This is a genomic window from Pengzhenrongella sicca (assembly GCF_017569225.1).
GTDB lineage: Bacteria > Actinomycetota > Actinomycetes > Actinomycetales > Cellulomonadaceae > Pengzhenrongella > Pengzhenrongella sicca.
In genome coordinates this window covers 1,936,823-1,951,247 of the sequence record NZ_CP071868.1, presented here as the reverse complement: position 1 = coordinate 1,951,247, position 14,425 = coordinate 1,936,823, and the positions used below count along the sequence as shown (strand labels likewise).

Genomic DNA, 14,425 nt, shown 5'->3' with positions numbered 1-14,425 from the left:
CGGTCACCGCGGGTGCTACGCGGGAATTCGCACGACAAACCGGCAACCCGGCGCATGGTTGCTCACCGCGACGGTCCCCCGGTGGGCTTCGACGATTCCTTTGACGATTGCCAGGCCCAGGCCCGCTCCGATGTCCGCGCCGGGCGTTCGCGCGTGACTGCCCCGCCAGGCCACGTCGAAGACGCGGTCGAGGTCACCGTCGGCGATCCCGCCGCAGCCGTCCGTGACGCTCAGCTCGATGGTGCTGGCTTCGGCGTGCGCGTTAATCTCGATGGTGCCGTCGGACGGGGTGTGCCGGATCGCGTTCATCACGAGGTTGGACACCACGCGGGCGAGCGCGTTGGGGTCGGCCCGGACCAGGACGCCAGCGTCGACCGAGCCCCCGACACGTACCTGCTTGGCTCGGGCCACGGGATCGACGCCCGCGATCGCCTCACTCACCAGGTCACCGAGCTGGACGGTCTCGAGGCTCAGCTGGAGGGTGCCGGCGTGGATGCGGGACAGCTCGAACAGGTCGTCGACCATCCGCACCATCCGGTCGACCTCGATTCGCATCTGGGCGCGATAGCGCGCGGGGTCCTCGGCGATACCGTCTTCGAGGGCCTCCGACATCGCGCGAATTCCGGCCAGCGGGGTGCGCAGGTCGTGCGACACCCACGCGACGAGCTCGCGACGGGACTCCTCGAGGAGCCGCTCACGCTCGGTCGAATCGCGCAACCGGTCGCTGGTCCGGGTCAGCTCGCGGGAGATCTCGGCGAACTCGCGCGGGCCACCGACCGGCGCGCGGAACTGGCCGCCCTCCCCGAATTGGGTCGCAGCGTCTCGAAGTCCCCGTGCCGAGCCGACCACCCGCTCCCCGAGCCAGAGAGCGAACCCGACCGACACGAGACCAGACACGACACACACGGTGATGACGACGGCGAAGTCGTGGTCGGACAGGAACATCGCGCGCGCTGTCCCCACCATGCCCGCGACGATCCCGCCGACGGCGACCAGCCCGAGGATCGCGGCCGACCAGCGCACGGACCGGCGGCGCAGGGACCACGCCAGAGCCGCGCCAACGAGCCCGACGGCGATCGACCAGCCGGCGGCGATCCCGACGACCGCGAGGGTGTCGCTGCTCATGCGGCCTCCCACCGGTATCCGACGCCCCAGACCGTCACGAGACGGATGGGGTGGGTGGGGTCGTCCTCGACCTTCTCGCGCAACCGGCGCACGTGCACGGTCACGGTCGACTGGTCCCCGAAGGTCCAGCCCCACACGTCGCGCAAGAGGTCGTCGCGTGACCACGCGACCCCCGCGTTCGCGACCAGGAAACGCAGCAGCTCGAACTCCCGGACGGTCAGGGCAAGGCGTTGGCCCGCGCGGGTGGCGACGTGCTGCGCGGAGTCGACGACCAGGTCGCCGTCGTGCAGGACGGCGACTCCCGGGTCGGCGCGCTGGCCGGCCCGGCGTAGCACGGAGTCGACCCGCAGCACGAGCTCGCGGGGGCTGAAGGGTTTGGTGACGTAGTCGTCCGCGCCCAACCCGAGACCCATGATCCGGTCGGTCTCGGCGCCGAGTGCGGTGAGCATGATCACCGGCACGTCTGTCGCTTCCCGCAGCCGGCGGCACACCTCCAGGCCGCTGATCCCGGGGAGCATCAGGTCGAGCACCACCAGGTCGGCGGGCCGGGCGCGCATCGCGACCAGTGCGCTCTCCCCGTCCGCAACATCCACGACCCGGTGCCCGCCGGCGCGCAAGTAGGACACGACGACCTCACGGACGGTGTGGTCGTCGTCCACGACCAGCACATCGGCCACGGCTATGCCCCTCCCGGGTGAGCGACGTTCGAGCTGGAAGCGGCGTCGTTGCGGCGAGCGATGACCGCGCCGACGACGACGCAGACCAAAACTAGACCTGCAACGACGAGCCAGCCCCGACCGTAGTCACGGTCGAGGAGGGTGGCGTTGTCCGCTCGGGCCCCGAACCGCCCGAGGACCGGCACCGCCATGATCGTCACCGTGCCCAGGACGACGGCCGCCGCGGCCGCGGACGGGAGCAGCCACCGAGGCAGCACGCTCACCCCGAGCGCGGCGATCGCGATCGCGACGGGCGCCAGGACGCCGTCGTGCACCACCACCCCACCGAGCAGCCACACCGTTGCCGCGACGAGGTTGGCGACGCCCTGACGAATCAGCTCAACCGCACCCCAACTCCCGACCAGCACCCCGACCGCACCGAGGATGATCCGGGTCGCCCTCACAGCTCGACCTCGATCATCGAGACCCACTTGGTCTGCAGGACCCCGGGCCGGTTCGGGGCGATGATCCGGCACGGGTAGCCGTGGTCGAGGCTCAGGGGCTCGCCGCCGAGGCGCAGGGCGAGCAGAGTCTGGTCGTCGGCGACGTAGTTGGCGGGCAGTCGTGACCCGCGGTAGGCACCACGCTCCTGAAGGGATCGCACAAGCACCGCCGACTCTGGTGGCGCGTCGAGCAGCGCGACGAGGTCCCGCACGCGCACCCCGGTCCATTCCCCGGTCGCACTCCACCCCTCGACGCAGGCGATCGGGAGCACCGCAGTGTGCTGGGGCATCGCGGCGAGCTGGGCGGTGGTCAGCCGAAGCTGCCGGTCGCCGTGCACCACGGTCAGCGCGAAGTCTCCTGCGAGCGCGGCGGTTTCGACGCGGGCCGCCGCGGCGGAGCGGTTGATCGGAATCCCTTGCGGTCCCTGGCCGGAGCGAACCCCGAACACCGAGATCCGACGCAGTGCCGGCACCGTCGACCCGGCGGTGCTGACGACCGCGAGGGTCGCCGCGATCAGGGCGGTCTGGAGCAGTCCTCGGCGGGAGAGCCCCGGTGCGTCCGCCGCCAGATTCGGCCGGTCGAGCTCCGTGTCCTCGAGGTCGCGCCCCAGTGCCTGGGTGATGACCGGCAGCTTGACCGCGACGTGGACCAGCAGGGCGCCGAGGGCGATCCAGCCGACCGCGTAGTGCGTGGCGACGAACGAGAACGCCCACGGGTACCAGTGGCCGACGTTCGCCAGGCCGCTGGCGAGCTGGAAGATCGCCGCCGCGACGAGCACCCCGACGGAGGCTCGCTCGAGGCCGTGCAGGACCAGGGCCCGACGGCGGCGCCACGGGGGTCGGGCGAAGAACTTCGGAAAGACCGACCACAGCTTGATCAGGAGCAACGGAACGGCGGCGGTCCCGGCGGCGACGTGCAGCCCTTGGGTGACGCGATAGGTCCACGACGGCTGGGTCGGCACGGGGAACCACGGGTACGCGGCCTGCGCGAGGTGGCTGTACACACCGGTGAGGAACGCGATCAGGAAGCAGATGCCGAGCCACAGCCCGACCCGCGCGGCCACCGCGGGGCTACGCAGCCGGGAGCCGAAGTCCGACTCGTGCGGAACGCGCAGCCTCAGCCCAGGCATGTCGGGTCTCCGCCCGTTCGGCGCAGCACGGCGAACCACCGTCCCTCGTGCTCGTGCAGGCCATCGAGGTCGAGCCCTACGGCTCTGGCAACGGTGCCGATCGCGTCGGCCCCCACGACCGCCCAGGGGAACGATCGTGAGCGACGGGCTCCGGTTCGCAGATGCACGGTGTGCACCCGCAGCCCGGCCCCCGGTGGGGCGAGGTCGACGACGATGACGCCGCCGACGGCGACCAGGCCGCGAGCGCGTCGCAGCAGCAGGACGGGGTCGCCACCGATGCCGATGTTGCCGTCGGCGAGCAGCGCGCACCCCCAGTGACCCTCGCCGGGCAGTGGACCGAACAGGTCGCGTCGGACCGCCCGGACGCCGCGTGCGCGGGTCTGAGCGACGGCCTCGGGCATGAGATCGACCCCGAGGACGGTCTGCCCTCGGGCGGCGAGATGCTCGGCCATGCGGCCCGGCCCGCAGCCTAAGTCGATCGTGGAGCCCGTGCATTGCGCCAAGACCGCGCGGTCCCCAGCGTCGGCAGCCCCGCGCCAGCGCGGGGCGGGGATGAGCTGTGGCTGGTCGCCCAGCCCCACGATCGTGCACGGCTCGCCTTGTAGCGCTGCGGTGAATACGGCCGCGAAGTGCACGTCGGCGGTCATGAGACGCGTCCCGCCCGCCAGGCGCTCGCGAACCGGGTCGCCGGCGCGAGGGCGGCGACGTGCTCGGCGTCGACCGCCTCGTCGACGTCGCGCATCATCGGCGCGACCCCGACGGTTCTCGCGCGAGCCTGCAGGAGGTTCCACGTCGCACGGCCGGTGCCCGGCGTTGACATCGGGACCTGCTCGAGACCGTTCACGTGCGCCGGCTCGCCGCTCGCGAGCACCCACCACCCGCCGTCATCGGCCAGGCCGAGCACCGGCCGATCGACCGAGACCAGACGCGCGATCGCGTCGAGATCGCGGCTAGAGGCCTGCGGGGTGTCCATTCCAATCTGGACGACAGGGGTGCCTGAGACAGCGTGCACGTCTCGGTGCGCGTTCGCGATCCGGTCCCCCAGGTCGGAGCCCCGCTGGGGGTGGATCGTCCACGCCCGCAGCCGGGCTGCCAGGAGCGCGTCGTCGAGCAGCGCGAGGTCGCCGCCGAGGGACAGGTGGCAGCGGCCGAGACCAAAGGCGACCTCGCAGACGTCGAGGGTGTCGAGCAGCGCGGCGGTCGCAAGTCGGGCGGCCCGCACCGGTCCCTCGGTCGCCGCGAGGCGGGTCTTGACCAGACCCGGGATCGGGACTTTCGCCATCACCAGCACGACCGGCGCGGTCACGGGAGCACCCGGGCGAAGTCGCGGGCGGCGCGCACCGAGCCGCGGATGCTGCCGGAGACCTTCGACCGGGTCCCGGCCGCCCGCGGAAGGTAGCGGATGTCGGACTCGACGAGCACCCAGCCGGCCGCGCGTGCCTTGACCAGCAGTTCGACGGGGTAGCCGAATCGGCGATCTCGCACATCGAGGGCGAGCAGGTCCGCCCGGCGGCACACCCGCATCGGGGCGACGTCGCGGACGTCCAGACCCGTGCGACGGCGCAACCACCACAGCACAACCGCGTTGCCCGCGCGGGCGTGCCACGGCCAGACTCCGCTGCGGACCGGACGGCGCCGGCCGAGCGCCATCGTCGCGCTGCCCGCGAGCACCAGGTCGAGCAGCCCGACCAGCTCGGACGGGTCCATCGACCCGTCCCCGTCCATCACCGCGACATACTCGGCGCCAGCGGCCTCGATCCCGGCGTGCACGGCGGCGCCGTACCCGGACCGAAACTCGTGCACGACGCGGGCACCGTGCCGCCGGGCGACCTCGGCGGTCCCATCGGTCGAGCCGTTGTCGACGACGACGACGACGAAGCCCGCCGGCACTGACGCCAGCAGGGCAGGCAGGGCAGCGGCTTCGTCCTTGCACGGAATGACCAGATCGCATCGATACGGCATGCGTTCGACGCTAGAGAACACCGACGCGCAAAAGGCCGCTCAAGCCTTACGGAACTCTGACGTCGCTGCAGGATCGTCGCCGCGGGTGATCACCTCCTGCCAGCATGGCGCCATGCCCTCCCGGCGAAGTCGAACCCGCGCGCCCTTGTGGGGTCTCGGCGCTGCGACCGTGCTGGTGGTGCTCGCGATGGCCGTTCCGGCCGTCACCGGCTGGGACGTCGACGTGATCCGGTCGTTCCCGCCGCTGCGCGCCAGCTGGTGGCCCCGCATCGGCCCGGGCACGGTGCCCGCGTTGCTCATCGGTGCCGTTGGGGTCACCTGGTCGATCACCGCCGCGCATCGCCTGCCCTGGCGCGCCCTGCTCGCAGCCGCGTGGCTGGTGGGCGTGGCCTGGATGCTCGCCCTGGCCCTGGTCGACGGTGCTCCCGGCATCGCGGGGCCCCTCGACTCGGGGTACGAGTACCTCCCGGCCGCGCGCGGGATCACCGACGTCCCCACGATGCTGCGCGAGTTCATCAGTCGGATCCCGCTCGGTCCCGACGGCTGGCCGGCGCACGTGGCCGGGCACCCGCCGGGTGCCCTGCTCTTCTTCGTGCTGCTCGTCCAGGTGGGGCTCGGTTCGCCGCTGGCGGCCGGGCTGGTCGTGACCGCGGTGGCGGCCACCACGCCGTTGGCTGTCCTGGTGACCGCCCGCGCCCTCGGGGCCGAGGCCGCGGCCCGACGGGCTTTGCCGTTCTTGGTCCTGGGCCCGGTGGCGATCTGGCAGGCGGTCTCGGCAGATGCGGTGTTCGCCGCGGTCGCCGCGTGGGGAGCCGCCGCGCTGGCGCTCGGTGCCGTGCGGCGCTCGGCGGCCTGGTCGGTGGTCGCGGGGCTCGTGCTCGGGTACGCGGTGATGATGTCCTACGGGCTGGTCCTGCTGGGGATCCTCGCCGTCGCCATCCTCCTGGTGGCGCGGTCCTGGTACCCGCTGCCGTTCGCTGCCGGCGCGGCACTCGGGCTGGTCTTGGTCTTCGCCGCCCTGGGCTTCGCGTGGTGGGAGGCGTTTCCCGCGCTGCAGGACCGGTACTGGGCCGGGGTCGCGAGCAGGCGGCCGGCCGCGTACTGGCTGTGGGGCAACCTCGCCGCGCTGCTGATCGCAGGCGGTCCGGTGCTGGGCGCCGCCCTTGCCTGCGCCGCCCGCGACATGGCCGACGCCCTCCGGCGTCCCAGCGCGCACGCCCTCGGCGCTCTCGCCGCAGCGGGAGTCGCGATGGTGCTGGTCGCCGATCTGACCCTGCTGAGCAAGGCCGAGGTCGAACGGATCTGGCTCCCGTTCATCGGCTGGATCATGCTCTCCTGCGCGTACCTGCCCGGACGCTGGAGGGGCGCCGGGCTCGCCCTGCAGGTCGGGTTCGCGATCACCGTCCAGCACCTGCTGCGCACCGCCTGGTGACTGTCCACCCGGTGTCTCTCACCTGGTGGCCATCACGCCCGTAGCGGCTCCGTGGCGAACCGGGGCAGGCCGACCAGGGGGTCGACCTCGGCGACGAAACCGAGCTCGCTGCGGGCGAGCGCGGGCGAGGCCACGATGTGGCGAACGTCGCCGATCCGGTAGCGCCCGGTCACGATCGGGGCGAGATCCGAACCGGTCCCGGCGGCAACCGCGCGCGCGACGTCGCCGATGGAGATCGGCCGGCCGGAGCAGACGTTGAACGCCGCGAATCGTTGCGTCGGTGCGTGGAGCACGGCCTCGATCGCGATCGCGTTGGCGCGTGCGACGTCGCCGACGTGCACGAAGTCGCGCATCTGGGCGCCGTCCTCGAACACCTCCGGGGCGCGCCCGGCCTCGATCGAGGACCGGAACATGGCGGCGACCCCGGAGTACGGGGTGTCGCGGGGCATGCCGGGGCCGTACACGTTGTGGTAGCGCAGGGCGATCGCGCTGCCCTGGCCCTGACGCGCCCACGCCGCGGCGTAGTGCTCCTGCGCGAGCTTGCTCGCTGCGTAGCTGCTGCGCGGGTCGAGCCGGGCGCGCTCCGGGACTGTCTCCCAGGTCAGACCCCCGCCGCACTGCGGGCAGTGGTTGTCGAAGTCCCCGGCCTCAAGTGCCGCCAGACTCCGCGGGCCTGGCTCCTGGGCACCGTGGGCAGCGCACGCATAGCGCCCCTCGCCGTACACCACCATCGAAGAGGCGAGCACGATCCGACCCACCCCGGCGGCATGCATCGCAGCCAGCAGGACCGCAGTCCCGAGGTCGTTGTGCCCCGCGTAGGCGGGCAGATCGGCGACAGTCACCCCCGCCCCCACCATCGCCGCCTGGTGGCAGACCACCTCGACGCCGCGCAGGAGCTCTGGCCACTCCCCCGCCCGACGCACGTCGAGCCGATGCACGTCCGGCCGGCCTGCGACGTCGACCGGGTGGGCCTGAGGGATGTAGGCATCGACCGCGACCACGTCGTGCCCGCGTTCGACGAGCTCGGTCCAGATCGCCGTCCCGATGAACCCTGCTGCACCGGTCAGCAGGACCTTCACGGCAGGTCGAACGGCAACGCGACGTCCGCCAGCCAGTCGGCACACGTGCAGTCGGCGTGCTCGCCGAGGTCCGCGATCACTCCGGACAACGCCTGCTTCATCCTGTCGATGTGCTGTGCGAAGGTTGCGAACACCGCGCCCTGGTGCACAGCCCCCGCGGCGTCGACCCCCGCATCCAGGTCGGTCACCAGGGCGAGGGTCGCGTAGCACAGGCCCAGCTCTCGGGCGAGGACCGCCTCGGGGTGTCCAGTCATGTTCACCAGCGACCACCCCGCCGCGGCGTAGCTCTTCGACTCGGCCCGGGACGAGAACCTGGGGCCCTCGATGACCACCATCGTGGCCGCCTCTCGCCGGCCGCCCGCACGGGCGAGCAACGCCTCGCGGAGCTCGGGACAGTAGGGGTCCGCGAACGGGGCGTGGACCGCACCGGAGTCGTAGAACGTCTGCGTCCGCGAGGTCGTCCGGTCCACCAACTGGTCAGGAACCACGAGATCGCCTGGGGCGACGTCGACGGAGAGCCCGCCGACCGCACACGGCGCCAGGACGCGCCGTACCCCCAACGACCGCAGCGCCCAGATGTTCGCCCGATAGTTGATCGCGTGCGGCGGGAACTCGTGGTGCAGTCCGTGGCGCGGCACGAAGGCCACGGACCGCCCGCCGACCGAGCCGACCGCGATCGCAGCGGACGGGGCGCCGTATGGCGTGCTGACCTCGTGGTGCTCGACGTCGTCCAGGAAGGAGTAGAAGCCGGAGCCGCCGATGACGGCGATTGACGGGATCTGGGTGCTGATCATTTCTGGAGTGTGCCATCGGGGAACCTCGAGATGCGCTCCTGGCGAGGCCCAGCCCACGCCCCGAAAGACTTCCGTCACATCTACAGCAGAAGACGATCATCCGCCAGGCTCCGGTCCAGTCGTGCCGCGCGGCTCACCGGCCCCCTGCTCGGCAGCGCGCTCACGGCTGTCAGTCCGCAGCGACCCCCGCGATCAGCTTGGTCCGCGAACGCCCGGTGGCGTCCTTGAGCACGACGTACTTGAGGTCGACGTGTGGTTCCAGCGCGCCGAACTTGTCGTTGGGCGCGCCGATGACCAGCTGGAAGCCCAGCCCGCGCCACGCGCCGATGGCACGGCCGGTGAACCGAGCGTCTGCCTTGATCAGCGCCTCGTCGAGGAAGACGGGCGCGTAGCGGGGACGCTCGGCTCCGGCGTCGCCGAGCTGGTAGCGCAAGGCGGCGCCCACGATGAACGCGACGAGCTCCTGGGACTCTCCCCCGGACTTCTCGCCGATGTGGTCGTACAGCGCCACGTGCTCGCCGTCGAGGTCGACCTTCTCGGCGCTGAGCCGGACGTGTCGGCGAACGTCGATCAGGTCGGCGAAGTCCGGTGCGCTCCGGCGGATGCGGTCGATCACCCGGGCCATCCGGGCGTAGCGCCGCTCGCGCTCGGCGTCGTCGGCCTCGGCGGCCAGGAGCTCGCGCAGGTCGCGGAGCTCCTTGCGGAACCGTGCGACGAGCGTCGACTGGGTGTCGCGGGCGTCGATCCGCAGCCGGTGCTCGTCGTCGGCGAACGGCAGGTCCGCGAGGATGTCGTTGACGGGCCGGATGCGCTCCTTGATCTCCCGGACCGACCGGCTCAGGGCGTTGTACAGATCGGTGAGGTCGTTTCCGGACAGGCGCAGCAGGCTCGTGCGCCACTCCGACTCGATGTCGTGCAGGCCGCTCGTCTCAAGGTCGTCGAGGATGCGCGCGTAGTCCGCGTAGGAGGCGGCCGGGTCGACGCCGAGGTTCGGGTCGGGCCAGCGCTCGACGAACGTCTCGAAGGTCCGACGCAGCGCGTCGCGAGCCGTGCCGATGGTCTGCTGCGCCGCCTGCCGGTCCGCCCGCAGCACGTCGCCCGCCCGCGCAAGGACGCCGTCGAACGCTGCGAGGGCGTCGGTCGAACTGGGCACGATCGGCGTCTCGCCCGTCGTTCCCAGCAGACTCTCGAGGTAGGCGCGCTGGTCCGGCGCGACGGTGGTCCCGGCCGCCTCGGCGTCGTCGAGCGCCTGTTGCGCGCCGTCGACCTCGTCGACGGTCGAGCTCCAGCGGGCCTGCAGAGCCTCGACGTCGGCCTTCGTCCGGCCGAGATCCTCCGACAGCCCCTGGATCGTGGACTCGAGCGTGCTCGAGGTGTCCTGGAGCCGCGTGACCTCGGGGTTGCCCGAGAGCACGTCGTCGATCAGCTGTCCCCACCGGGCCCGCTCCGCCTCGAGGGTCGCGACGTCCACCTGGCCCCACGTGAGGTCGCGGAGCAGCTGGTAAGCGCGGACCTCGGCGTCGTGCCGGTCCAGCCCCCGCTCGGCGTCGACCACCTGACGTTCGGCGAGCTCGAGACGACTGGCCGCGCTCGCGAGCTGCTGCTCGAGGTGCGCCAGCCGACGCGTGTTCGTGAAGCCCAGGACGTTCGCCTGACCCCGCCCGCCGTGGGCGCCCTGGGCCCCCTCAGACACCTGCCCTGAGCGCGTGAGCGCCTTCGGGTGCTGGGAGAGCTGGGCCGGGGTGTCGACGCAGATGTAGGCGAACCGGCGGGCCAGTTCGCTGCGCAGCCAGCCCGAGAACGGCCCGCTGCGGACGTCGAGCCGGCCGGGCAACGTCGCGGTGTCGAGCGCGACATCCTCGCGCATACCCGTCGCGACGCCCTCGAACCGCATCCGACGCGCGGTCGGCACGGCGTCGATCGCCTTGCGGAACGCTCCGAGGTGGGTGACGTCGATCAACATCCGGGTCGCGAAGCCCCCCAGGGCGAGGTTGAAGGCCTCCCGCCAGGGCTCGTGCTCGGTGCGCACCTCGATCAGCTCGGCGACGAACGGCAGGTCGTCGGGAGTAAGGCCGGCCGCCCGTGCAAGGGCCGCGCGTGCGGTGTGGAGCTCGCCGGGGATGTTGTCGCGCCGCCGCAGGACCGCCGCGTGCTCCGCCCGCAGGCCGGCCAGGTCGGCCGTCGCCTCCTTCTTCTCCGACATGGCATCGAAGAGCGCGCTGCGGCTCGTTGCCTTCGCGTCGCTGTCCTGGAACGCCTCGGACGCCCGGGCGACGACGTCGGCGAAGTCCGCCTCGGTCGTCACCGACGTCCCCAGGTCCGCGCGCAGCGTCTCGTCGAGCCGGTTCCGCGCGCGCTCGACGACAACCAGCCGGTCGTCGGCGCCTCGGAGCTCGCGCTGCGCCGTGGCGAGCCGGTCCCCGCCGGAGGCCCACAACGTCTCCTGCACGCCGGCGAGCTCCGACTTCGCCGCGGCGATGCGGCCAGCGATCTCGGCAGCGAGTCGCTGCGCGTGGTGGTGTCGGCCGTTCAGGTCCTGCTCGACCGACCCCAGCAGCCCGAGCCGACGCTCGTGCCGCCACAGCGCAGCCGACGACGTCCCGTCCTCGAACGTGCCCATCTGCTCGATGACCCGCAACCGGTCCCCCGCCGCGTCGATTGCGTCGCGGTGCTCGCGGATCGGCGCGAGGGACGTCACCTGCTGTCGTGCGGTGATCATCTGCTCACGGGTGCCGGTCAGCGTGTCGAACTGCTCGACGACCGCGTCGGCCGTCGCGAACGTGTCCGGCTCCTCCAGCACCATCGCCTTGTAGAGGGCGTCGACGGTGGTGATCTGCTGACCGGCCTGGATGCGTCCGAGCAGCGCGACCGCCCGGCTCCCGTCACCCGCCGTGCCGATTCCGAGCGTCGAGTACAGCCGCGCGCTGAAGTCCCGGTCGGTGTCGAACGGCGTCAGCCCGACCGCGGTCATCGCCGCTCGGGCGAACTTCTGGGCCGCGGCGGCCTCGACGTCGCGCAGATCGAACGGGCCGTCGCAGGTCGCCCTGACAGCGACGACGTCGTCGAGGGTCCGGGCGGCCGACGGGACGTACCAGGCGCGCACCCCCGTGAGCTCGGCCCCGCCCTGGTCGACCCAGGTCATCGCGATCGCCGACCAGGTGTCCCGGCCGTCGCCCCGCAGCACCCGCTGGCGCGTGCCGTCCTCGGTGCGGGACTCGTCCACCTTGCCGCGCGCGTAGGACAGGATGTTGCGCTGATCCTTACCGCGAGGACGCCCGACGACGCCGCCGTTGGAGGCTCCGTTGAACGGCGTCGTGTGCGGCATGAGCAGCGCGATGTACGCGTCCATCAGCGTGGACTTGCCCGAGCCTGAACCACCCGACAGGAGCGTCGCGGTCGGGGCCAGCAAGACTCGGTGATGCCCGTCGTACCCGCCCCAGTTGACCAGCTGCAGCTCGCGCGCGATCCACTGCTGGCCGGTCGAGGAGGCGGGGATCAACCCGAAGAGCGTGTCGATCATGGTCATGACGCCACCCCCGACCCGGCGAGAGCCTGCTCGGCGAGCCAGGCGCGCAGCTCGACCAGGCGTTCGTTGCTGAGGGCGATCTCCACGAGCGGCGTGACGCGGAAGCGTCCCTCCGACTCCTCCTCGATGAGTCCCTCCTTCGCGAGCCTCGTCACCGCGGACCGGATCTCCCGCTGGGGCGAGGCGACGTTCGTGTCATCGGGGTCGAAGTACGTCAGGGCGGTCCGTTCGATCTCCTCCAGGTCGACTCGCGTCGAGGTCTCCCCCACGCCCTGCTCGCGCTGGAACACGCTGCGCAGGTGCACCAGGATCAACGTCTCCGCCCGGGAGTACGCCTCATCGCGCAGAAGCACCGGCACGTCCAGCTCGGCCGACCGGACCTGCCGCTTGTAGGCGACCCCACGCTCGTGGTCGACGACGAGGTGGACGAAGAGGTCATGTAGCCGCGACTCGATCACCGACTGGTTCTCCAGCAGGATGCGCCACTGCGCCTGGTTCCGGTCCGCCAGCAAGAACCGCCGCTGCAGGAGCCGGACGAGCACCCGCCGAACGTCCGCCTCGAGCGTGCCGGAGTCGCCGGCGAACAGCTCGGCCGGGTCCTCTTCCATGGGGACGGGCTCGATGAACCCGCCGTCGACGTCGCCGCCCGCGTTTGCGTCTACGTCCACGTCCGCGTCCACGTAGGGCCGCTCGGGACGCTCGGCTCGGGGCTCACTCATCAACTGCTTCTTTCATCCGTGTCGTGACCCCACCGAACGCGAGCCTGCGACGGGTGCCGTCGGGGCGAACCGCGTCGACGAAGGCGAGCTCGTCGGTCTCTTCCATGCCCTGGTTGTCGGCAAGCTCCAGCAGCCCGAGCAGGTCCACCGGGCGTCGGAGCGCCTCCGGGGCTGCGTTGAACGCAACCGCGACGTCCACGATGCTGCGGCCGTCGGCGAGAGTCACAAGGTGCCTGTCCAGCTCTGCGTAGTGCGGCCCACCCCAGGCGCGCGCCTCGTCGCTCGTGACGTCGACGACGGCGTCGTCCCGGTCCTCGAGCGGCGCGGGCGGCTGCGCGGGCCGCAGGTCTCCGGCGGTCTGGCGCAGGTGGTCGACCTCCGCAACCGGCAGCCGGCGCAGCGGGTCGACGGACTGCCCGCGCCGGGACTCCGGCATCCACGTCTGCAGCCCGGTCATGACGTCGCGCAACAGGTCGTCCACCTGGCGGTCGCGCAGCGGGTCGTGGTTGCGGACCTGAGCCGTGATCACGTACGACGCCTCCCGCTGGGTGGTGAAGACCAGGTCGAGGCCTTGCTCGATGCGGTGTCCGATCTCCCGCAGCTCCGTGCGCTGCTGGGGCGCCAGGCGCCCGGTGAATCGGTGTCGCAAGACCACGTCGAGCTGGTTCGAGAGTCCGTCCAGGCGCTGCGGGTCCCCGATGAGCCGCAAGGCGCCCGCGAAGGCCCGACCCTCCGACGTCGCCTCCATCACGTGCTGGGCGCGCTCCAGGTACTCCCGCAGCACCTCGCCGGTGGGACGCTCGTCCTGGCGGAGGGCCGTGACGACGTCGCGCTGCATGGACTTGATGGACTCGGCGACCCGAGCGAAGTCCGCTGGGAGCTCGCGCGCAAGGTGCAGAAGGTTCTCCGCCTCCTCGAGGAGCTGCTCGTCGTCCACCTCCTCGACGGCACCGGTCCGCTGGATCCGGTCCAGCTCCTGCTGGAGCCGCCTGATCTCCGCGTCGAGTCGAGCCATCCGGACCAGCGCATCGGGATCGGCGTCCTGGGCCAGTCGCTCGACGGCGTCGAGCATCGTCCGTACCCGGGACTGCGAGACCCGGGCACGGGCACCGCCGGCCCGCCCCGCGACGTCGAGCGCGTCGACGGCGTGCGCGGACAAGCGGTACACCTCGACGTCGTCGACCACCTGCCGCATCAGCCAGCCGGCGTCCGCCCACTGTCGGCACAGATCGCGCGAGGTACCGATTGGGAGGCTCTCGTCGTAGCCCGCCGCACGCAGCTGGTCGAGCGCGTCGCCGATCTGCGTGTGTGCGTCGGCGACGGAGACGTTGGGCCGCTCGGCGGTGAAGCACGCCGACAGCACCGACACGACGAGAGGTGCGTGCCTCTTGTGGAGCAGGTCCAGCATCGGGTTCTGGAATGCCCGGACGGCTCCCAGGTACGCCCCCTCGGCACGATTGATCATCGCGGCACAGCGTAGGCGGGATAGCGCCGCTGTT

General features: G+C 71.9%; 13 protein-coding genes. 1 reads left to right on the top strand and 12 read right to left on the bottom strand.

Annotated features, from left to right (window positions below; translation table 11 throughout):
• Positions 1-15 precede the first annotated feature (15 nt).
• The 7 genes from J4E96_RS08925 to J4E96_RS08895 are packed head-to-tail and all read right to left on the bottom strand — an operon-like array spanning position 16 to position 5,376.
• The gene (locus J4E96_RS08925; RefSeq protein ID WP_227425399.1) at positions 16-1,125 is read right to left on the bottom strand and encodes a sensor histidine kinase; all 1,110 of its coding nucleotides are present in this window, start codon (positions 1,123-1,125) and stop codon (positions 16-18) included.
• On the bottom strand, positions 1,122-1,802 hold the full coding sequence (locus tag J4E96_RS08920; protein WP_227425398.1) for a response regulator transcription factor: 681 nt from the start codon (positions 1,800-1,802) through the stop codon (positions 1,122-1,124). The genes J4E96_RS08925 and J4E96_RS08920 overlap by 4 nt, the downstream gene beginning before the upstream one ends.
• Positions 1,803-1,804: 2 nt before the next feature.
• Complete coding sequence (locus J4E96_RS08915) at positions 1,805-2,245, bottom strand: hypothetical protein (protein ID WP_227425397.1); 441 nt, start codon at positions 2,243-2,245, stop codon at positions 1,805-1,807.
• A complete protein-coding gene (locus J4E96_RS08910) occupies positions 2,242-3,414 on the bottom strand; it encodes a molybdopterin-dependent oxidoreductase (protein WP_227425396.1) in 1,173 nt (390 codons plus the stop codon). The genes J4E96_RS08915 and J4E96_RS08910 overlap by 4 nt, the downstream gene beginning before the upstream one ends.
• A complete protein-coding gene (locus J4E96_RS08905) occupies positions 3,402-4,061 on the bottom strand; it encodes a methyltransferase domain-containing protein (protein WP_227425395.1) in 660 nt (219 codons plus the stop codon). The genes J4E96_RS08910 and J4E96_RS08905 overlap by 13 nt, the downstream gene beginning before the upstream one ends.
• Complete coding sequence (locus tag J4E96_RS08900; protein WP_227425394.1) at positions 4,058-4,720, bottom strand: TIGR04282 family arsenosugar biosynthesis glycosyltransferase; 663 nt, start codon at positions 4,718-4,720, stop codon at positions 4,058-4,060. Before J4E96_RS08900 ends, J4E96_RS08905 begins: the two co-directional genes overlap by 4 nt.
• Entirely contained in the window at positions 4,717-5,376 is a 660-nt protein-coding gene (locus J4E96_RS08895; RefSeq protein WP_227425393.1) for a glycosyltransferase family 2 protein, read from the bottom strand. The genes J4E96_RS08900 and J4E96_RS08895 overlap by 4 nt, the downstream gene beginning before the upstream one ends.
• A 112-nt stretch (positions 5,377-5,488) precedes the next feature.
• Between J4E96_RS08895 and J4E96_RS08890 the strand changes: the two genes are divergently transcribed.
• Positions 5,489-6,808: a hypothetical protein gene (locus tag J4E96_RS08890; protein WP_227425392.1), complete on the top strand. Its 1,320-nt coding sequence runs from the start codon at positions 5,489-5,491 to the stop codon at positions 6,806-6,808.
• Positions 6,809-6,840: 32 nt separating this feature from the next.
• Here J4E96_RS08890 and J4E96_RS08885 read toward each other — a convergent pair whose 3' ends face one another.
• The 5 genes from J4E96_RS08885 to J4E96_RS08865 form a co-directional block, all read right to left on the bottom strand.
• Positions 6,841-7,887: an NAD-dependent epimerase/dehydratase family protein gene (locus J4E96_RS08885; protein ID WP_227425391.1), complete on the bottom strand. Its 1,047-nt coding sequence runs from the start codon at positions 7,885-7,887 to the stop codon at positions 6,841-6,843.
• Positions 7,884-8,681 carry an S-methyl-5'-thioadenosine phosphorylase gene (locus J4E96_RS08880; protein ID WP_227425390.1) on the bottom strand — a complete coding sequence of 266 codons (798 nt, stop codon included), beginning with the start codon at positions 8,679-8,681 and terminating at the stop codon, positions 7,884-7,886. The genes J4E96_RS08885 and J4E96_RS08880 overlap by 4 nt, the downstream gene beginning before the upstream one ends.
• A gap of 169 nt (positions 8,682-8,850) precedes the next feature.
• Positions 8,851-12,207, bottom strand: a complete 3,357-nt coding sequence (locus J4E96_RS08875) for an ATP-binding protein (RefSeq protein WP_227425389.1) — start codon at positions 12,205-12,207, stop codon at positions 8,851-8,853.
• Entirely contained in the window at positions 12,204-12,926 is a 723-nt protein-coding gene (locus tag J4E96_RS08870; RefSeq protein ID WP_406620435.1) for a DUF4194 domain-containing protein, read from the bottom strand. The genes J4E96_RS08875 and J4E96_RS08870 overlap by 4 nt, the downstream gene beginning before the upstream one ends.
• The gene (locus tag J4E96_RS08865; RefSeq protein WP_227425388.1) at positions 12,919-14,391 is read right to left on the bottom strand and encodes a DUF3375 domain-containing protein; all 1,473 of its coding nucleotides are present in this window, start codon (positions 14,389-14,391) and stop codon (positions 12,919-12,921) included. Before J4E96_RS08865 ends, J4E96_RS08870 begins: the two co-directional genes overlap by 8 nt.
• Positions 14,392-14,425 lie beyond the last annotated feature (34 nt).